This window comes from Romboutsia timonensis (assembly GCF_900106845.1).
Classification (GTDB): domain Bacteria; phylum Bacillota; class Clostridia; order Peptostreptococcales; family Peptostreptococcaceae; genus Romboutsia; species Romboutsia timonensis.
This window is the reverse complement of the sequence record NZ_LT629850.1, coordinates 843,451-864,469: the sequence shown is the minus strand read 5'-3', so window position 1 is coordinate 864,469 and position 21,019 is coordinate 843,451. Positions and strand designations below refer to the sequence as shown.

At 26.4% G+C, this 21,019-nt stretch carries 18 protein-coding genes; 3 read left to right on the top strand and 15 right to left on the bottom strand.

The features are described 5' to 3' along the window. Positions 1 to 42 precede the first annotated feature (42 nt). Together BN7997_RS06725 and BN7997_RS06720 are read right to left on the bottom strand one after the other, a co-directional pair. Entirely contained in the window at positions 43 to 942 is a 900-nt protein-coding gene (locus tag BN7997_RS06725; RefSeq protein WP_278335263.1) for an aldo/keto reductase, read from the bottom strand. Between the two features lie 347 nt (positions 943 to 1,289). After that, positions 1,290 to 2,798: a hypothetical protein gene (locus BN7997_RS06720; protein ID WP_242873394.1), complete on the bottom strand. Its 1,509-nt coding sequence runs from the start codon at positions 2,796 to 2,798 to the stop codon at positions 1,290 to 1,292. Between the two features lie 645 nt (positions 2,799 to 3,443). Here BN7997_RS06720 and BN7997_RS15995 point away from each other — a divergent pair. Next, positions 3,444 to 3,689, top strand: a complete 246-nt coding sequence (locus tag BN7997_RS15995) for a hypothetical protein (RefSeq protein WP_242873393.1) — start codon at positions 3,444 to 3,446, stop codon at positions 3,687 to 3,689. Between the two features lie 14 nt (positions 3,690 to 3,703). Further along, entirely contained in the window at positions 3,704 to 4,609 is a 906-nt protein-coding gene (locus BN7997_RS06710) for a P63C domain-containing protein (protein ID WP_071120069.1), read from the top strand. A gap of 792 nt (positions 4,610 to 5,401) precedes the next feature. Here BN7997_RS06710 and BN7997_RS06705 read toward each other — a convergent pair. From BN7997_RS06705 to BN7997_RS06650, 12 genes are all read right to left on the bottom strand, one after another. After that, positions 5,402 to 6,034 (bottom strand): DNA-3-methyladenine glycosylase, encoded by a 633-nt coding sequence (locus BN7997_RS06705; RefSeq protein WP_071120068.1) that lies wholly within the window; start codon positions 6,032 to 6,034, stop codon positions 5,402 to 5,404. Between the two features lie 86 nt (positions 6,035 to 6,120). Further along, entirely contained in the window at positions 6,121 to 7,251 is a 1,131-nt protein-coding gene (locus BN7997_RS06700; RefSeq protein WP_195906802.1) for a sodium ion-translocating decarboxylase subunit beta, read from the bottom strand. 25 nt (positions 7,252 to 7,276) lie between these two features. Beyond that, entirely contained in the window at positions 7,277 to 7,639 is a 363-nt protein-coding gene (locus tag BN7997_RS06695) for a biotin/lipoyl-containing protein (RefSeq protein ID WP_071120067.1), read from the bottom strand. 72 nt (positions 7,640 to 7,711) lie between these two features. Next, on the bottom strand, positions 7,712 to 8,023 hold the full coding sequence (locus BN7997_RS06690; protein ID WP_071120066.1) for an OadG family protein: 312 nt from the start codon (positions 8,021 to 8,023) through the stop codon (positions 7,712 to 7,714). Positions 8,024 to 8,038: 15 nt separating this feature from the next. After that, a complete protein-coding gene (locus BN7997_RS06685) occupies positions 8,039 to 9,430 on the bottom strand; it encodes an oxaloacetate decarboxylase subunit alpha (protein ID WP_071120065.1) in 1,392 nt (463 codons plus the stop codon). A gap of 218 nt (positions 9,431 to 9,648) precedes the next feature. Further along, a complete protein-coding gene (locus tag BN7997_RS06680; RefSeq protein WP_071120064.1) occupies positions 9,649 to 10,317 on the bottom strand; it encodes a hypothetical protein in 669 nt (222 codons plus the stop codon). Between the two features lie 65 nt (positions 10,318 to 10,382). Beyond that, on the bottom strand, positions 10,383 to 12,515 hold the full coding sequence (locus BN7997_RS06675; RefSeq protein WP_071120063.1) for an adenosylcobalamin-dependent ribonucleoside-diphosphate reductase: 2,133 nt from the start codon (positions 12,513 to 12,515) through the stop codon (positions 10,383 to 10,385). A 308-nt stretch (positions 12,516 to 12,823) separates the two neighbouring features. Next, a complete protein-coding gene (mprF, locus tag BN7997_RS06670) occupies positions 12,824 to 15,340 on the bottom strand; it encodes a bifunctional lysylphosphatidylglycerol flippase/synthetase MprF (RefSeq protein WP_071120062.1) in 2,517 nt (838 codons plus the stop codon). 184 nt (positions 15,341 to 15,524) lie between these two features. Then, entirely contained in the window at positions 15,525 to 16,802 is a 1,278-nt protein-coding gene (locus BN7997_RS06665; RefSeq protein WP_083335029.1) for an ATP cone domain-containing protein, read from the bottom strand. A 308-nt stretch (positions 16,803 to 17,110) separates the two neighbouring features. Beyond that, positions 17,111 to 17,980 (bottom strand): phosphatidylglycerol lysyltransferase domain-containing protein, encoded by an 870-nt coding sequence (locus BN7997_RS06660; protein WP_083335028.1) that lies wholly within the window; start codon positions 17,978 to 17,980, stop codon positions 17,111 to 17,113. Positions 17,981 to 18,085: 105 nt separating this feature from the next. Next, complete coding sequence (locus BN7997_RS06655) at positions 18,086 to 18,910, bottom strand: flavodoxin family protein (RefSeq protein WP_071120060.1); 825 nt, start codon at positions 18,908 to 18,910, stop codon at positions 18,086 to 18,088. 164 nt (positions 18,911 to 19,074) lie between these two features. After that, positions 19,075 to 19,656, bottom strand: coding sequence for a hypothetical protein (locus BN7997_RS06650; protein WP_071120059.1), 582 nt, complete (start codon positions 19,654 to 19,656; stop codon positions 19,075 to 19,077). Positions 19,657 to 19,806: 150 nt separating this feature from the next. Here BN7997_RS06650 and BN7997_RS06645 point away from each other — a divergent pair, with 150 nt between their 5' ends. Continuing rightward, complete coding sequence (locus BN7997_RS06645) at positions 19,807 to 20,409, top strand: hypothetical protein (protein WP_071120058.1); 603 nt, start codon at positions 19,807 to 19,809, stop codon at positions 20,407 to 20,409. A 110-nt stretch (positions 20,410 to 20,519) separates the two neighbouring features. Here the strand turns inward: BN7997_RS06645 and BN7997_RS06640 are convergent, their stop codons facing one another. Next, positions 20,520 to 20,819: a DUF3892 domain-containing protein gene (locus BN7997_RS06640; protein ID WP_071120057.1), complete on the bottom strand. Its 300-nt coding sequence runs from the start codon at positions 20,817 to 20,819 to the stop codon at positions 20,520 to 20,522. Positions 20,820 to 21,019: the final 200 nt, after the last annotated feature.

Here is a 21,019-nt window from a genome sequence, read left to right as displayed (position 1 = left end):
AATGCTTTATAAAAAAAATATTTTATCTTAACAGCAAGTTAATTAAAACTTAAAATCACCTTTATTAAAATTAATATGTATTGTTTTCATAAAATCTTCTAATTGTTCTATTTTACTTGCACCAGCTAACGGTAGTGTTTCAAAATCTTGATTTAGAATATATCCTAAAAGAATTTGAGATGTTGTGCAATTATATTTTTCTTCTAAAGCTTTTATCTTTACTCCTCTTTTAATGTTGCCTTCAGTAAAGTATGGGCTATCTATAACAGCCTCTTTTCCTTTAGTTTCAAGCTTTTGGAAAAAACCGCTACATAATCCGAAGTATGGCATAGCTAAATTATTAGAATTTTTATGATACTTCATCATTTCTTTATCCATAGTTACCATAGTTTCATCAGGGAATGGTTTCATATTGTCAGATGCAATATTAAATAACATTTGATTAGCCACAAATCCTCTATATCCCTTTTCCTTGCAATAATTATCTGCTTCTATCATTCTTTCAGTTGTCCAATTTGAGCATCCATAATATCTTATTTTACCTTGTTTAACAAAGTATTCCATAACCTCTATTAAGTCACTTACAGGTTGACTCAAGTCATCTCTATGATAAAAATATATGTCTATATAATCTATTCTTAATGCTTTTAAGCTTAAGTTTAAATCATACTCCATATCCTCTTTACTCATTCTACTTATATTCATGGTATCCATTTTAGGATGACCACCTTTAGTCATTATAACTAAATCATATCTTTTACCTCTATGCTTTATCCAATCACCTATAACTCTTTCTGCACGACCTATTTCTGGTTCAACCCAATCAGAGTAAATTCTTGCACAGTCTATAACATTTCCACCTAGGTTAATATATCTTTCTAATATTTTAAATGCATCTTCATTATCCCATACAAGTCCAGCGTTTACTGTTCCAAATCCTATATTGCTTAATACTAAGTCAGTATTTTTTATTTTTATATTTATTTAACATCTTTCTCCACCCTTCTTGTCTTATATAAATTCGTTAGCTAGCCTATTGTGCTAGTTAAAATAGTTTTCTGTAGTGTGTTATGTTATTTATTTTATCATATGTTTACTAATATTACTTTTTTATTTTATATAGTAAAATACTCATATCTAATGGATATGAGTATTGGTGGATTTTAATGGTGGATACGATTCACTAAAATCATACCCACTATTATATTATAGGTTATGCTAGTAATAAATATAAACTATAGTATAGTTCCTAATAAACTTCAGTAAATTAGACCATTTTTATATTTTTATTATTCACTTATTAATATATCAATCCAATTTGTTCCTTTTACACTTCTATCATAATCTACTAAAATAACTTCCAAATTATCCTCGTTAAAAATTTTCAGCTTATTTGCGATACTTTCTTTAAAATCACCAATATCTGTTCCATTATTTATATCAACTACAACAACTTTTTTATTATCTATGTCAATTAAAGTTCTTAGTATACCATTAATATGTTCATCATCTGGATTAAATCCAAAACCAATAATGCATATTTTATCTGAATCTTTAAAGTCATCATACATTTTTACATACTGTTTAGACATCTCTATCGAAGTCATTGGCTTTGTTCCACTTTGTGTAAAAATTAGAGGAACAAGAAAATGTTCTTCTTTAACTGATAACTCCTCTTTGCTACCTATTCTATTAAGATACGGATCGTACCACATACCTGTTGACCCATTTAAGTAGCATATATCTCTTTTTATCACGTCATGAATGAACACATTATAATTTGTTGTCGCAATTGTTGTCGTCTCTAATTTTTTCATGTCAATTGCTTTAATTAAATCATGATAATATCCATCTGATTTTATATTATCAGTATCACCAAGCTGCTCAACTATGTATTTTCTCACTGATAGTAAAAATATATTAATTTTACAAAACTTTGCCCATTCATCTTTAGGACAATATAAGTAATGCCAATTAGAGTCAATTAATGATTTATAATCTAAAACAGATGCATATATGGACTCAATTACATTTCTAGCAAAATTTAAAATTAAATCTGAGTCTGATTTTAAATCAATTTTTTTATTATCCATAACATACTCTAATCCAGATAGGCCAGTAGATTGTGAGTTAAGTTGAATAATATCTCCTATATCATCCAGTAAGTCTATTGCATCATCTTTATCTTTAAATATCCCATCATTTATTTTTCTAGTTAAATTTTCACTTAATGCTCCTATTTGCAATTGAAATATTGCTAAAATAATTTTTCTTATTTCACTTTTTGTATTACTATCAAATATATCTGGCTTTTTATATAATTTTAATAAAGAAGAGAAATAATTACTTTCAAATATTTTATTACCCTCATTAAAATATTCAATAAATGATATTTCTTGTTTCATATTACAATTTTTTAATTTAGTACCTAATATTTCTTCTACTATTTGAGAATATGTCTTACTATAACTCTCCTTTAATTTAACTTCTTCATATTTAGCTATAGAGTCAAAATCGTTCATTTTAGCTATTATTTTGCCTCTATTATGCTCAATAGTATCTTTTATTATTGTTTCAAAAACAGTTTTCCCAAAAGAAGTTACACTCTTGGTTTTATAATCATCTGGTAACCAATTAGCTGCATAGTACGTAGATCCATCTATATGTTCTCTTTGTTCTTTAAACAATGCCTTTATTTCAGTCGTATCTTGTCTAAATATTTCTAATGCAAACTTCCCCCCTGAAGGTAAACCATAACCCATTTCAGCTCCTGCTCCAAATAAAAATCCTATATTCAAAATTATCCTCCTTATATAAATATATATTATCTTAATCTAATTATATCACTTTATAAAAGTATTTATATATTAATATCTATTTTTGTTTTATATTGTAACATCACTTACTATCTATTATCGTAAAAGAATTATTTACTTAAAATTGATCAATTTAAGTTATTGTACAATATATAAACTTTTCATTAAATAAATTTTTATATAATATAAATTGCAAGATGAATAATAAAGTTTCATAATATTAAATCTAACACAAACAATAAAAACCATATTGATTATTTTATCAATATGGTTTTAGTGGATTTCAATTGTGGAGACGATTCTCAAGAATCATATCCACAATTAAATTTTTTATATTATATCAATAAATAATTTTAACCTAATTTTATATTATATATTAATACTAATTGACCTATTTAAATACAGTTATTAATTTTTTTAATATGATATAATAATTTTATGATAAAAGATTTTAATATTTATGAAATATTTCCAACAGAAGATTCTTACAAAACTTTTTTATATAATCTTAAATTTAAAAATTTATTAATATGTCCTTATTGTTATTCTAATAAAATAAGTACTTATAAAAATCTATTTCATTGCAATATTTGTAATAACAAGTCCTCTATTACAACAAATACAATTATGCATAAAACAAGATTAGATTATAGAAAATGGTTACTTGCTCTTTATTTGTTTCTATTTAAAGAAAATATTAGCTATAGATATTTATCTAGTATTCTTAATGTTAATAAAAATACAGCGTATAATATGATAAAAAAATTAAATTATTTATATATAAATTTCAAAATAGAAATAATGAGTCTTATTACATCTAATTCATCTAATGAAGAAATATTAAGTAATATTTTACTTATCAAAATAAAATAAAGGATGGTGTTAACTTGGAATTAAATGAAAATAATATATTAAAAGCAACACATTTTGGTATTATAAAAATAGGTGAAAAAGAACTGAATTGTGCAGTATTAGAAAATGGTTCAAGAATAATAAATAAAAGTACTGTGTTTAAAGCTTTTGGACGTACAAAGCGTGGTAGAAAAAAAGATGAGATACGAGTTCCATCTAAACCTAATCTACCAAGTTTTATTGATGCCAAAAATCTATCTGAATATATTACAAATGAATTAGAAGATATGCTTATAAATACAATAAAATATAAGACTAAAAATGGAAGAATTGTAGAAGGTTATCCAGCTGAAATAATTCCTCTTATATGTGATGTATATTTACAAGCAAGAATTGATAATAAATTGACTTCTCAGCAACAAGGTTTAGCTATAGCAAGTGAAATTTTAGTAAGAAGTTTATCTAAAATAGGTATTGTAGCATTAGTTGATGAAGCTACAGGATATCAATATGATAGAGATCGTGATGAACTTCAAAAAATATTATCTATGTATATTTCTAAAGAGTTATTACCTTGGACTAAAAGATTCCCTGATGAATTTTATAAACAAATGTTTAGATTAAAAAATTGGACCTACCCTAGACCAAATGCAAAAAGACCAGGTATTGTAGGTACATATACAAATAAGTATGTTTATGATTTACTACCTCCTGGAGTAAAAGAAGAACTTCAAAAAGTCAATCCAACTATAAAACCCGGTCAAAGAAAACATAAGCATCACCAGTTTTTGACAGAGGATATAGGTAATGATCACCTAAAAAATCATTTATTAAAAGTAATAACCTTGATGCAAGCATCAAAAGATTGGAAAGACTTTAATATACTTTTCAATAGAGCGTTCAATATTCCGGAACAACTTGAAATTGATTACGATGAATAAGCTGTATATCTTAATTATAACTATACTTAAATTTTAAGTATAGTTATAATTAAATAAGGGATAATATTTTATATACTATTGTATCTTATTTAAAATCTATATTATCTATTCCTGATATGACAATATAAAACTTTCATTTTTATTTACTATTCCTATTTTCTGTTCTTGAGTTAACTCATCTATTATTAAAGTTATTCTAAAATTTGATTCAAATTACTTAAATAATTCTTTTTCAAACCTTCTATTAACTGCTCTTTCCTTTATATCTATATATATTTTTTGCATCCATATTTATTAACTTCTAACTCTATTTGTTCAAATTCTTGATTTACTTCTTCAAACTTATGATATGATTCTATCTTATTATTTTCTATGTATTTTTCTATTTCACATAAAACATCTCTTTCTTTACTTAAACTTTTAAGACTTTGTAAGTATATAGCCCGTAATTTCTTAAAATGTTCTTCAAACTCATCTAATGTAATAAGCTTACAATATGTAATTTCATCTACATTGAAAGATTGTATGTATCTTTCTGCATCTTCCCAAGTTTTTTATCTGTTTCTTATCCTAATAATCCTTTTACTGTTAAATAACTTCCTTTATCATCATTTACCACAAAGTAAAATATGTCTCTTTTTTATCAAATCTCTTTGTAAATCCTTCTACATTATTCTCCATACTTAGCCTTCTAATTTAAATTTTCCCAATATATATCAATTATAAATGTATATTTTTATAATCATACTATATATCAGTTTACAAGTTCTGTAACATATAAAGTCTTTTTATTTATTTTACAGACACATATTTATTACCTTTTATATAATATCTCCACAAATAATCTTTAGCTTCCTCAGCATAATCTATATTTATCCTTTTAGATTCCACTACTTCAAAATCATTATCAGCAAATACTTTTTCTCCATTTTCATCTATGTAAAAATCACTTATATAAAGATCACTATCTAATATATACTGACTATTAAAACTTCTATCTATTTCTAGTGCCATACAAAGCTTTCCAGGACCATTTGTTATATTCTTCTTTTGGTAGTTAGTTAATTCATCATAATCTTTTTTATATCTATTAAATGCTATTTTATCAAGTCCTATTATAGGCTCTACTGCCCTTATTAATACACATTCTGGTATATTTTCAACATTGGCTGATAAATTTAAGCAATGATACATACCGTATATTAAATATACATATATATGACCACCTTCTAAGTATAACGGCTTTGTTCTGTCAGTTTTTTTCTCATTATATACATGTGCTGCCTTATCTTTTATTCCCATATACCCTTCTGTTTCAACTATTTTAGTTACAACTTGCATATTATCATATTTTCTTATTAAAAACTTTCCAAGTATGTTTTTAGCCACATAAAGTCCATCATTTTTAAAAAAATTCTTGTCCAAATTATCACCTCTAATAAATGCTATATATCTTATTATATCCTAAAATATCATAAAAAAAGCTACCCTAATGGGATAGCTTTTATCTTCTACATAAAGAATTTTAAAAGTATTCCTGCAACTACAGCCGAACCTATAACACCAGATACATTAGGCCCCATTGCATGCATAAGTAAAAAGTTTGATGGATTTTCCTCTTGACCAACCTTTTGAACAACTCTTGCTGCCATAGGAACTGCAGAAACTCCAGCTGCTCCTATCATTGGATTTATCTTTCCACCGGTTAATTTACACATAAGTTTTCCAAATAATACTCCTGAACCAGTACCTACAGCAAATGCTACAAGTCCCATAGCTGTAACTCCTAGTGTTTCAACTGTTAAGAAAGTTTCTGCATTAGCAGTAGCACCTACTGTAAGACCTAATAGTATTGTTATTATATACATTAATGAATTTTGTGCTGTTTCAACTAATTTTGGAACTACTCCACTTTCTTTTAATAGGTTACCAAACATAAGCATTCCTATAAGTGGTGCTGCTGTAGGTAATAGTCCTATTACTATTATCATAGCAACTATAGGGAACACTATTTTCTCAGTTTTAGAAACTGGTCTTAATTGTTCCATTTTTATAGCTCTTTCTTCTTTAGTTGTTAAAGCTTTTATTATTGGTGGTTGTATAACTGGAACTAATGCCATATATGAATAAGCTGCAAGTGCTATAGTTCCTAACATATGTGGTGCTAGTTTTGATGTAAGTTGTATTGCAGTTGGACCATCAGCACCACCTATTATACCTGTTGATGCAGCTTCAAGTCCGTTAAATCCAAGTAATATCGCTCCTAAAAATGCAAAGAATATTCCAAATTGAGCAGCTGCTCCAAGTAACATTGTTTTAGGATTTGCAATCATTGGACCAAAGTCTGTACTTGCACCTATACATAAAAATATTAATGGTGGGAAAATACTCAACTTAACACCTTGATATAAATAATAGAAAAGTCCTCCTAATTCACCATCTGTTGGTGGTTTCATTAAATCCGCTCCAGGCATATTTGCAAGTAACATACCAACTGAAATTGGTATTAATAAATATGGTTCGTATCCTTTTTTTATAGCTAAGTATAAAAATACACAAGCTATTAATATCATTATTATACTTTTAATGCCCATATTAGCAAAACCTGATTCTAATATGAAACTATTTATCATCGCTCCCATAGTAAAATCCCCCTTTACCTATAGACTAAGCCATTTTAAGTAATGTCTCACCTGGATTTACATTTTGACCTTTATCTACAGATATAGCTTTTACTGCTCCATCATGTGGTGCTACTATTTCATTTTCCATCTTCATAGCTTCAAGTATAGCTAATACTTGACCTTTTTTAACATTATCTCCCTCTTTTACTAATATATTTGTTATTGTTCCAGGCATTGGAGCAGTTATAGACTCTCCATTACTTACTGGTTGTGAATTTTTAACTTCTTGTTGTGGCTGTTCTTTTGGTGTAGATGTAGCTGCTACATGTTGGCCTTCTTTTACTTCTTCTATTTCTACTTCATATACTTTTCCATTTAATTTTATATGATATGTTTTAGAACTCATTTTAAAATCCCCCTATATTTTAATTTTTAAGATATCTATTATCTTAGTTTTTATTTATATATTTTAAATTCACTATGATATTCTTGTTATTCTTTTTATATGAAGATTAGGATTTGGTATACCATCTCCTGCCATTATAGATGCTGCTAATGCTACTACTATTTTTTCTTCTTCATCAATTTCAAAATTATCTTCTACTGAATTGTTATTAACAAAATCTCTACATGTGTTGTTAGCATTAGATTTTTTTATATTATTTTCATTTTTAAATATATATTTAAATAAACTAAGTATCCCTGAAATTACTAATAATATTAAAAACACCATTGCCATACTTGATATTGTTACATATAAAGCTTGCATTAAATTTAAATTTTCACCCATATTATCACCTATTTTCTACATAGTTACATTTATAAATTTAATCTTATTATCTTCTTCTACAGGCTTTTTATTATATTTATTTTCTAAAAACTTAGGAGCAACTTGTGGAAATAGTGCAACAGCTAATACATCTTCATCAGTTTTAGCTAAGCCCCCTGCTTCTTTTTTCATTTTTTCAAATTCAGGCTCTATTAAATCTGCAGGTCTTACAGTTATTACCTCTTCATCTCCTATTATTTTTTTTCTAAATTCATCACTTATAGGAGCTGGTGATTTACCGTAGTTACCTCTTACATAGTCTTTTATTTCTTTTGGAACTAATTTATATCTTTCACCTGTTAACACATTAAATAAAGCTTGAGTCCCAACCATTTGACTCATTGGTGTAACAAGTGGAGGATATCCTAAGTCTTTTCTAACTCTTGGAACTTCTTTTAAAACATCTTCATATTTATCTTCTGCATTTTGCTGTTTTAATTGTGATAAAAGATTAGATAGCATACCTCCTGGTACTTGGTATTTTAAGGTTTGTGGTTCTGTTAATAGTACTTTTGGATTTAATATTTTATCAGACATATATTTATCTCTTATTGGTTTGAAATATTCTGCGACTTGTAGTAATTTTTCCATATCAAGACCTGGATTTCTTTCCATTTCAGAAAATGTTAAGGAAAGTGATTCTGTTGGTGGTTGACTTGTTCCACCACTAAATGGTGATATTGCTGTATCTATTATATCAACACCTGCTTCAACAGCCTTCATATATATCATATCTGCAATTCCACCTGTACAGTGAGTATGAAGGTCTATAGGAATGTCTGTCATTTCTTTTATACGTTTTACTAAATCATAAGCTTTATATGGAGTTAAAACCCCTGCCATATCTTTTATACATATAGAGTCTGCACCCATAGATTCCATAGTTTTTATTAATTCTAAGTAATACTCTGGTGTATGTATTGGACTTGTAGTATATGATATTGCACATTGGCAGTGACCATTGTATTTTTTTATAGCTTTAATTGAAGCTTCTAAATTTCTAACATCATTTAATGCATCAAATACTCTTATTATATCGATACCATTTTTTATAGATAATTCAATAAACTTTTCTACAGTATCATCTGCATAGTTTCTATACCCTAATAAGTTTTGACCTCTTAAAAGCATTTGAAGCTTAGTATTTTTAACATGCTTTCTTATAAGTCTTAATCTTTCCCATGGGTCTTCATTTAAAAAGCGTATACATGCATCAAATGTAGCTCCACCCCAAACTTCCATTGCATAATATCCTACTTGGTCCATAGTTTCAAGTATTGGTATTATCTCATTGGTTTTTAGCCTTGTTGCTATTAATGACTGATGTCCATCCCTTAATGATGTTTCTGTTATCTTTAATTTTTTCATAAATTGATTTTCCCCCTATCAAGTTTATGTTTTTAAATTATACTATAAATGTATTAATATGAATTAAATCTTATGATTATGATATTATTAAAAGTTTAGTTTTCTATATTTTGCATTAAGGTTATTTAATGCAGTTATTAATTAATCATAAAATTTTTTATTATTTAAATTTAGTAAAAAAGCCTACAAAAATATTATTTTTATAGGCTTATATATATTTATTTTTTAGTATCTGTATTTGTATTTTTATTTGTATTGCTCATTGTACCTGGATTTTGCATTGCATTTGGATTTATTCCTAAAGCTTTATTCATTTCATCTAATAAGTTGTTAAAGTCATTTGTTGTATCATCTTTTACTTTTGTAGCTTCATCAACTGCTCTTATAAAGTCATCTTGTGATTTACTATATATATCCTTAGGTAAGTTGTCTAAATTCTTTAATCTAGCATCTATATTTGATATAGTTTTTTCACCTTCAGCTATTAACTTTTGATTCATATCTGAAATTTCTTTATCATCTGTTTTTGCATCATTTTTTAAATCATCAACAAATGTTTGTATTTTATCTCTTGAATCTTTGTATGCTGCTTTTAATTCTTCTACGTATTTTTCATTTCCTGGGTATTGATTAGTTTTGTAGTACTCAGTTGTAGCTTCTGGTGTTTCATACATTCTGTAATTACCTAAATTACCTAAAGTATCTCCATAAAATCTTGAGTATTTTTCTACATAATCATTGTTTGCATTATTTGTAGTATCTGCAGTATTTTGTTCTGTTGTTGTTTTAGCACCATTTGCTGGTGTATTTTCTTTTTTATTACAAGCTACCATTGATAAGGATAATGCTAATGATAATGCTGCAACTACCATTTTATTTGCTTTCATAGCTTTCCTCCTGTTTAAGTTTATCATCAATAGTATTTGTAAATTTAATAAATATATTCCTTCCTTTAATTACATTTACTATATCCACATTGTAGACATATTCCACATCCACCAGTAGGTATTATAGATTCATTGCCACACTCTGGACATACAAATTTTTCTGTTTCTTCTTCATTTATTTTTTCTTCTTTCTCTATTTCTTCATATGAATTATCTTTTTTATTTTCTTTAGGTTTTTCATTTAAAAGTACTCCACTTCTTTTGCATCCATCACGATATATTGTTATTCCTTTTAAATTATTTTTCCATGCACTTACATATATATTGTAAACATCTTCAACGGTTGCTTCATATGGAAGATTTATTGTTGATGATATTGATGCATCTATATTTATTTGCCATGCCTTTTGCATTTTTATTCTTTCTTCTGGTTTTAAGTTCATAGCAGTTACAAATATATCGCCTAAATCTTCTTCATTAGTTATTTCATTTATATCCATATACTCTTTTACTATAGGAGTATATACTTTATAGTATACATCTTCATTGTGTAAGCTTTCTGTTTTTCTAAAGTAAGATAAATTAAACATCGGCTCGATTCCACCACTTACCCCAAGCATTGTTGATATTGACCCTGTTGGTGGTATTGTAAGAAGTTGTGAATTTCTAAGTCCATATTTTTTTACTAAATCTTTTACATCTTCTTTTACATTCTTTATAAAGAAACTTGATTTAAATAAAGCCTTTTCATTATATTTTTCATAAGGTCCATATTCCTTAGCTAGAAGTGCTGATTGTTTTACTGCTTCATTTAACATTATATTTGATAGTTCTTCACATAATTTAATAGCTTCATCTGACCCATATCTTATATTAAGCTTTATAAGCATATCTGCAATACCCATAACGCCAAGACCTATTTGTCTGTATTTTGATACACTTTCTCTTTGTTCTTTTAGTGGGTGAAGGTCTAATCCTTCTTCTAATACTTCATTTAGTCCAACTACACAATCTCTAACACAAGATTTAAATTTAGCTTTGTCAAATATAGCATGTTCTGTAAATGGAGCAATTACAAACTCTGATAAATTTATAGATCCTAGTAAGCAACTTCCACCTGCTGGAAGTGGTTCTTCTGCACAAGGGTTAACTCCAGCATATTTAAAGTTTTTATCTTCACTTAATAAGTGATTTTTTTCTATGTTGTCCCAAAATAGTATTCCAGGTTCTGCAAAGTCCCAGTTGTTAGTTATAAGCTTCATAAATAGCTTATATGCATCAACTTCTTTTACTATTTCTTCTCCGTCAGCTTTTACTTTAAACTTACATTCATACATAGATTTATTTAAAACTGCTTTCATAAACTCATCATTTATTCTAACTGATATATTTGCCTTAGTTATTTTTTCTAAATCAGTTTTTACATCTATAAACTCTTCTATATCAGGGTGATTTACATCCATAGATATCATTAAAGCTCCACGTCTTCCTCTTTGACTTATAAGCCCTGTTGTCATAGAGTAAAGATCCATAAATGATACAGCACCTGTAGTAGTTTTTGCAGAGTTGTGAACTAGTGCTCCTCTTGGTCTTAGATTTGATATATCAATACCTACCCCTCCACCATAACTAAATGTTCTTGCCAAATATTTTGCTGTATCAAATATACTTTCTAAGTTATCTTGTGGAGGACTTAATACATAGCAGTTTGAATAAGTTACTTTTATGCCGTCTTTAGGTAATCCTCTATTTGCAAGTATTCTTCCTGCAAACAAGAATTTTCTCTCTCTTATTAATTTTGCTATTTTTTTATTTCCTCCAGATACTCTCTCTATCCATTCATTAAAGGTTTCATTGTTATATTGATATTTATTAGCCCAAATAGATTTTTGAAGTTCATCCATTTGCCATTTAGATTTTCTTATGTCTGATCTTTTTTCTCTATATAAAATGTAATTTTTAGCTACATCTTTTCTATTAGATTCCATAAGTAAAACCTCAACATTGTCTTGTATATCTTCAACTGTAAGGTTTATCTTATTTTCATTAACCATTTTTTCTATATTATCAGCTATTTTTTTCCCTAAATTTTTGTCTATTCCATATTTGCTGTTTATAGTTGACTTGTAAATGGCATTTATTATTTTGTTTTTGTCAAAAACTTCATAAGTGCCATCTCTTTTTTCAAGTTTTATCATAAACACACCTCTTATCATCATTTTTGTCAAATTATCCTATATTATTATATTCTTTTAAATTTTATCCTGACACAATATATTGTATTTTTATTTTATATTTTTATACTTAAATACTATATATAGTATTTAAAGGAAAAAGCCATAATTAGGTATAATTTAAAATGCTTATAAAATAACTTATTTATAACTATCTTTTTAAATTTAAGAATTGTTTTTACAAAACTTCTTCTCAATATAAGAAATAATTCTTAACAATAAAAAGCTACTTCTTTTATTAGAAGTAGCTTTTTATGTAGTTAATCTAAAATTTAAACATCTTTAGAAGAACTAATATTACTATCTATACTTTTATCTTTGTTAGGTAAATAAATCATTAATAAAAAGCTTATTATTATACCTAATATATTAGAATTCTTTCTATATGCAAAATATCTTGGTTCCCATAGTGTACAATACTTTTCCTTAAAGCGTTTTAAACCTTCAAATGAATATATTTTTTTACTATGTGTATATAGTTGTTGTGCTATTCTTTCATTTAAAAATGCATGTTTTGATTCACCAACATTAGAAAGAGGTGCTAATCCCATATTAAACTTTTTGTATCCATTTTCTTTTGCATATATAAATAAATTAACAAATATAAAGTCCATAATACCATTACATGTATCATTAAATCTCATTAAATCTATAGATAATGTTTCATTATTATCATACATTGGCATTAGATTTGAAAATCCTTTTATTTCCCCTTCTTTATTTTTTATTATAGCAATAGGAGAATATTCTAAATACTTTTTATCAAACTTTCCAACTGTAAAATTAAGTTCTTTTCTATTACCTAACCATTTGTCTGATATACTTTTTAGTTCATCTAAGAAAGAATCACTAAATGGTGGATTTACTATTTCAAAACTATAACCTTCCTTTTCAACTCTTGAGATTGCATTTCTAACACTCTTCATTTTTCTTCCTTCTAGTGTGAAGTTTTCTAAATCAACAGATGAATCTTCACCTACTTTTATAAAATGATAACCTATAGAATGTAGATGTGGAATTGTGCTATTATCTACTGCACAAAATATCGGTGTATATCCATAAGAGTCTGCCATATTATAAAACTCATCTATGGCATTTAATAAATTATCTTTATTACCTATAGGAGGACCTAATACAAATAATTTATCTTCATATATTTCAAATTGGAAAAATACATCTTTTTCTTTATTTATATATATTTTTTTATCATTTAAATAAACATAATGTGTATAAGGTGTTCCTCCAAATCTTTTAATTATATCTATAATATCGTCTTCGCAATCTTCTAATTTAATTCTATTGATTTTACTTTTTCTATTTCTGAAATAGGCAATTGTCATCATAATAGTTACAATAAATAATGCAATACAAACACAAGGCAACAATATTTCAAATACATCAAGTTTGCCTCCACTAAAACACAATTGATACATAAAATAAGATGATATCATCACTAATATAAGCCTAAGTATTTGACTACGTTTTATAACATAACTAACTCTATAAAACTCTTTTTTACTTGCAATTAATATTGCTATTACTAACACTAAAAATAGTATTTCTGTATATCTAAAATTTAAATACATAGCAGTTAACATAAAAAGTGTAAGAGCTGTTAACGTTAATTTATATATAGATTTATTTTTATTCCATAGTAATTTTGATAAAATTAATAATATTATACCTAGTATTATACTCAAATCATTAGAAAGTTCTTCAAAATACATCATCTTACTAACATCTATTTTATTATTAATATTTAAATAATTATAAGTAGGTAATGCTATAGCCAAAATACCACATATAAATATTGATATAACTAGTATATAATATGAAAATTTAGAACTAATTACTTTTATTAATTCCTTAGCTTCTGTACTTATAAAATTATTTAGTTCATGTGCATAAAGTCCTAAACCTATTAATAATGGTACAATGTAGTAACTTATTCTGTATAAAAATAATGCTAAAAGAACTTTTTCTGAAGGAACCCCAAGTGCTTCTAACCCTATTATCATAGTTACATCAAATGTACCTATTCCTCCTGGAGTCATACCTAAAACTGATGCAGTTATAGCTAATACGAATACTGGAAAAATTTTAAATACAGAAAGATTTGTTTTTAATATTGCGAAAATTGAAACTATTAAAATTATTGTTGTTATCCATTCTAAGATTGATATTGACATTATTTTAATAGAATCTATAGTATTTTGCTTATCTTTAGTTTTAATATATTTAAATGTTAAGTATCCTATTAAACATGGTAAATATAGTGCAATTCCATAAATAAGAACATTTATTAAATTAAATTTAAAATTTCCACCAATATTAAAAATAGCATATATTAAACATACCATAGAAAAACCAGTAAAATTTAATGCAAATATTCTAGAGCTTTCTTTAATAAGTAAATTTTTATCTTCTATGTAATCTTTATAAAGATTAGATTTTAAAAATATTGCTGTAGAACCTCCAAATCCAGCTATACTTGAGATAGAGCTTATTATCCATGAAAGTTTATATAATTTTTTGTTTGGTAGATTTATATTAGCTCTACTTTTTAACACAAAATCATAAAAACTAAGTGGTATATATGAAATTATACCTAGTGCTAATATTATTAATACATTTACAAAGGATAATTCATTTGCATATTTAAGAAATAAATTCACGTCAAATGATTTTAGTATACTTCCAAATTCTTTTATTACTATTCCTGCTATTAATACAAAAAATACTATTTTTGCTATATCTAGTATTTTATTGTTTTTTATAAAGTTTACCATATTCACCCTCCTTAAAAGATTTATTTATTGTCTTACTTCATATAATAAACTATTTTGTCGAAAATTTCAAAATTTAATCACATTTTTGTAATAATTTGTAGTATTTTGTAGAATCATCAATGAAATTTTATATATTTTGCATATTAAATATTAAAATATATCTATAATAAAAAATTCGCTTCGCTCATTTCGCCAACGATATATCCTTGCTCCCGCTACGGATACATCCGTTGCTCAAAATGTCATTTTTTACATTTGCAAAGTTATTGATATTACTTATATTCANAGATTTAAATTTAGCTTTGTCAAATATAGCATGTTCTGTAAATGGAGCAATTACAAACTCTGATAAATTTATAGATCCTAGTAAGCAACTTCCACCTGCTGGAAGTGGTTCTTCTGCACAAGGGTTAACTCCAGCATATTTAAAGTTTTTATCTTCACTTAATAAGTGATTTTTTTCTATGTTGTCCCAAAATAGTATTCCAGGTTCTGCAAAGTCCCAGTTGTTAGTTATAAGCTTCATAAATAGCTTATATGCATCAACTTCTTTTACTATTTCTTCTCCGTCAGCTTTTACTTTAAACTTACATTCATACATAGATTTATTTAAAACTGCTTTCATAAACTCATCATTTATTCTAACTGATATATTTGCCTTAGTTATTTTTTCTAAATCAGTTTTTACATCTATAAACTCTTCTATATCAGGGTGATTTACATCCATAGATATCATTAAAGCTCCACGTCTTCCTCTTTGACTTATAAGCCCTGTTGTCATAGAGTAAAGATCCATAAATGATACAGCACCTGTAGTAGTTTTTGCAGAGTTGTGAACTAGTGCTCCTCTTGGTCTTAGATTTGATATATCAATACCTACCCCTCCACCATAACTAAATGTTCTTGCCAAATATTTTGCTGTATCAAATATACTTTCTAAGTTATCTTGTGGAGGACTTAATACATAGCAGTTTGAATAAGTTACTTTTATGCCGTCTTTAGGTAATCCTCTATTTGCAAGTATTCTTCCTGCAAACAAGAATTTTCTCTCTCTTATTAATTTTGCTATTTTTTTATTTCCTCCAGATACTCTCTCTATCCATTCATTAAAGGTTTCATTGTTATATTGATATTTATTAGCCCAAATAGATTTTTGAAGTTCATCCATTTGCCATTTAGATTTTCTTATGTCTGATCTTTTTTCTCTATATAAAATGTAATTTTTAGCTACATCTTTTCTATTAGATTCCATAAGTAAAACCTCAACATTGTCTTGTATATCTTCAACTGTAAGGTTTATCTTATTTTCATTAACCATTTTTTCTATATTATCAGCTATTTTTTTCCCTAAATTTTTGTCTATTCCATATTTGCTGTTTATAGTTGACTTGTAAATGGCATTTATTATTTTGTTTTTGTCAAAAACTTCATAAGTGCCATCTCTTTTTTCAAGTTTTATCATAAACACACCTCTTATCATCATTTTTGTCAAATTATCCTATATTATTATATTCTTTTAAATTTTATCCTGACACAATATATTGTATTTTTATTTTATATTTTTATACTTAAATACTATATATAGTATTTAAAGGAAAAAGCCATAATTAGGTATAATTTAAAATGCTTATAAAATAACTTATTTATAACTATCTTTTTAAATTTAAGAATTGTTTTTACAAAACTTCTTCTCAATATAAGAAATAATTCTTAACAATAAAAAGCTACTTCTTTTATTAGAAGTAGCTTTTTATGTAGTTAATCTAAAATTTAAACATCTTTAGAAGAACTAATATTACTATCTATACTTTTATCTTTGTTAGGTAAATAAATCATTAATAAAAAGCTTATTATTATACCTAATATATTAGAATTCTTTCTATATGCAAAATATCTTGGTTCCCATAGTGTACAATACTTTTCCTTAAAGCGTTTTAAACCTTCAAATGAATATATTTTTTTACTATGTGTATATAGTTGTTGTGCTATTCTTTCATTTAAAAATGCATGTTTTGATTCACCAACATTAGAAAGAGGTGCTAATCCCATATTAAACTTTTTGTATCCATTTTCTTTTGCATATATAAATAAATTAACAAATATAAAGTCCATAATACCATTACATGTATCATTAAATCTCATTAAATCTATAGATAATGTTTCATTATTATCATACATTGGCATTAGATTTGAAAATCCTTTTATTTCCCCTTCTTTATTTTTTATTATAGCAATAGGAGAATATTCTAAATACTTTTTATCAAACTTTCCAACTGTAAAATTAAGTTCTTTTCTATTACCTAACCATTTGTCTGATATACTTTTTAGTTCATCTAAGAAAGAATCACTAAATGGTGGATTTACTATTTCAAAACTATAACCTTCCTTTTCAACTCTTGAGATTGCATTTCTAACACTCTTCATTTTTCTTCCTTCTAGTGTGAAGTTTTCTAAATCAACAGATGAATCTTCACCTACTTTTATAAAATGATAACCTATAGAATGTAGATGTGGAATTGTGCTATTATCTACTGCACAAAATATCGGTGTATATCCATAAGAGTCTGCCATATTATAAAACTCATCTATGGCATTTAATAAATTATCTTTATTACCTATAGGAGGACCTAATACAAANATACGTAAAAAATAAACTTAGGACATCTACATTCAGCTGTAAATTTCCTAAGTTTGTTTTTACTATAAATTTTTAATTTTTATTTTACTTAATCCAGTAACCTAAATTTAGTTAACTCCTTCTTCTTTAGGCAGTCGTTTAATAATTTTAATTTTTCTTTCGTTATATTTCATCTTCTTATTATTTTTCATTCGTTTTGAAATAACTTTGTAAAGTGTATTTCCAAATACGCTCTTTACCTTACCTATATTTATATCTGGATGATATGGATATTTATAAAGTTCACTGTTTTTCCAATAATCATAGTCTGGATTTCCTTTAGTATAAAGTGTTGTAGACATACCCCTGAATGAATTGTAACTTGCAACAGTTTTAAAAGTAGGAGGTTTAATTTTTTCATTTTTTAAGGTATATATAAATTTACTTAATACCTTATCAATTTGCTTATCATATTTTTCTAAATTATTATCTCTATATACTATTGGTAATTTATAAGTAGTATTTATTCCCCAAAATGTAAGTACTTCCTTTATATAATTAGCAATTTCTTTAGCCCCTACTCCTCCTGTTGTAGTTATTATAAGCGCTTTTTTATTAAAGTATTTAGGTCTATGAAAGTTGTATGACATATGATCTATAAAATTTTTAAGTTGACCTGATATTTGAAGTGAATATACTGGAGATGTTATTATCATTGCATCGCACCAAGTAATTTTATCATTTATATACTTTATACTTTCATAGTGTGGGCATTTTTCTTCACTTTTTAATATACAGTTAAAGCATCCCGTACACATTGGTATTTTCATTTTACTAAGTTCTATTATTTCATAATCTGCATCAATTTCTTCATTTATTTTTTCTTTAACTTTGTTTAGTATTTTCCACGTGTTACCCCTTCTTGGACTTCCATGTATAATTAATATCTTCAAATTATCACTCCTATGTTATATGTAAAGTATTAATTTTTATATTCTAAATATATCCATATGACAATAGCGTGCAATTTATACATATGTTTTAGTTAAAATTTAAGGTGATAATTATCAAAGATTTATATCATAGATTATTTACACTAAAAAAAGTCTAGGATATCCTAGACTTTTTGCACTTTCCCTAATTTTTCTTCTTTACCTATTTTATTTACAAATCCTTTCGGAAGTAAGTTCCATATATATACTGATAAAGAGAAATCTAACATACTATGTATAACCGTTCCTACTCCTACTAATAATATAACTCCCTGTAAAAAGCCTTTATCATAATATGCTGGAGATAAAGATGAATTAAAATAAAATGGTATAACAACTAAAACTTCACAAATACCATGTATCACCCCTATAATAAATGAACTTCCTAAAGATCCTTTAATAGTAATACTTTCCTTATTTTTAATTAAACTCATTCCAACAATTACAAAAACTAAATGACTTAATGCTCTTGCCACTACAACTATCGGAAAACCTCCTATAAAAAATCCTATAGTTGTTCCTACTGTAACAAGTAGTGCCACTTTTGTTGATATAAACATAGCTATAAATATTGCAACATGGCTTGCCAATGTAAATGATGCTGGTTCAAGCACTATCTTTATTGGTGAAATCATTGGTATCATAATTCCTATAGCGCATAGTAATGCTGCCATAATAACTTCTTTTGTGTTTAACTTACTGTTCATAAAATCCCCCTTTTCTTCTACTGTATATACACCTGTAATTACATTTTACTTCCTTTATATTCCAATGTCAATATAGATAATAAAAGTAACTATTCTAAATCTTTGTCATAGTATAATATAGACAGCTTTTTATCAAGGGGAGGGATTATTTTGAGCTATTATGTAAGACCTGACTTTAATTTAAAGACATTAAATCCTTATGATATTTATCAAGCAATTGAACAGTGTAATAGCAAAATATTAAAAATTACTTACTGCTCTTTAAGAATTGATGGACAGTGTATGAATACTAAGACAAATGTTATACAAATAAAAAGATTATATAAAACTTGTGATTTTATAGAAGGAACTATATTAAAAGATGATAAACCATATGAAGATATAGTATTAAAAGCTGACCAAATACTAAAAGTAGAATGTATAAAATCAAATAAACCTGATAATAAACCAGAAGAAAAGCCTACAATATTTGATATGATAAAATCTTGTAATGGCGTAGTTAGAATAACTCAATGTACAAAACTTGAAAATGGTAAATGTGTAAACAGAATTTCATTTCCTTTTTTAGTTACTGAAATAGATAGAAAAAATAATAATATTAAGGGTTATAGAGTAAGAGATGGTAAAACTCCTGAGTATATAGTGTTAGATGCTTCTTTAATTCTTAATGTTGAATGTGTAACTCAAGCTAATTCACCTAATTTTCCATGGGGATTGATTCATTTTTTAATGATGCAAATGAAAAATGATTAAAATTAGCTTTACTCTTGTCTCCAACAATTTACATTTTCTAAAGTGACGTGCCTGTAAAATACTTCATTTAAAAAAGGTCTAAGATAATAATATATCTTAGACCTTTTTTACTAATCAGTTATACTAGGTAAATTACCTAAATTGTTATTTTCATTTTCATCTGGTAAACTTCTTAAATACTCATTTCCTTTTCTAGTAGCAACAGCAACCCCTGCTATTTCTCCCATTTTAGCCATTTGTATTCCTTCATCCTTGCTTACCCTTTGACCATTTGATAACTCATACCCAACGACATCACCATCATGCTTTACAAGCTTTGTTATTATCTTTGCATCAGCATTTTGAGTTGGTACTTCTTTATTTATATTTTTAGGTAAATTACCTATCATTCCATCATTTTTAAAATCCATTTTTATACCTCCTATAAATAACCTGATAGCGATAACTTTTATCATAGATCGGGCGATCTTAGCATGACTAACAAAAATCTTCACTATCATTAGCCTACAGTTATTTTTAGAAGATAATAAAAAATTATTCAAACTCTTTGACTTCTTTTTAGATTTATTAAAAGTTTATATACCAAATAATATTTAAATATACAAATATT

Bases quoted from the DNA above. Each gene is read 5' to 3' on its own strand.
- BN7997_RS06695 (WP_071120067.1), bottom strand. From the start codon at position 7,639: ATGAGTTCTAAAACATATCATATAAAATTAAATGGAAAAGTATATGAA.
- BN7997_RS06685 (WP_071120065.1), bottom strand. From the start codon at position 9,430: ATGAAAAAATTAAAGATAACAGAAACATCATTAAGGGATGGACATCAG.
- BN7997_RS06690 (WP_071120066.1), bottom strand. From the start codon at position 8,023: ATGGGTGAAAATTTAAATTTAATGCAAGCTTTATATGTAACAATATCA.
- BN7997_RS06675 (WP_071120063.1), bottom strand. From the start codon at position 12,515: ATGATAAAACTTGAAAAAAGAGATGGCACTTATGAAGTTTTTGACAAA.
- BN7997_RS06700 (WP_195906802.1), bottom strand. From the start codon at position 7,251: ATGGGAGCGATGATAAATAGTTTCATATTAGAATCAGGTTTTGCTAAT.
- BN7997_RS06650 (WP_071120059.1), bottom strand. From the start codon at position 19,656: ATGAACAGTAAGTTAAACACAAAAGAAGTTATTATGGCAGCATTACTA.
- BN7997_RS15995 (WP_242873393.1), top strand. From the start codon at position 3,444: ATGCATAAAACAAGATTAGATTATAGAAAATGGTTACTTGCTCTTTAT.
- mprF (WP_071120062.1), bottom strand. From the start codon at position 15,340: ATGGTAAACTTTATAAAAAACAATAAAATACTAGATATAGCAAAAATA.
- BN7997_RS06640 (WP_071120057.1), bottom strand. From the start codon at position 20,819: ATGGATTTTAAAAATGATGGAATGATAGGTAATTTACCTAAAAATATA.
- BN7997_RS06680 (WP_071120064.1), bottom strand. From the start codon at position 10,317: ATGAAAGCAAATAAAATGGTAGTTGCAGCATTATCATTAGCATTATCC.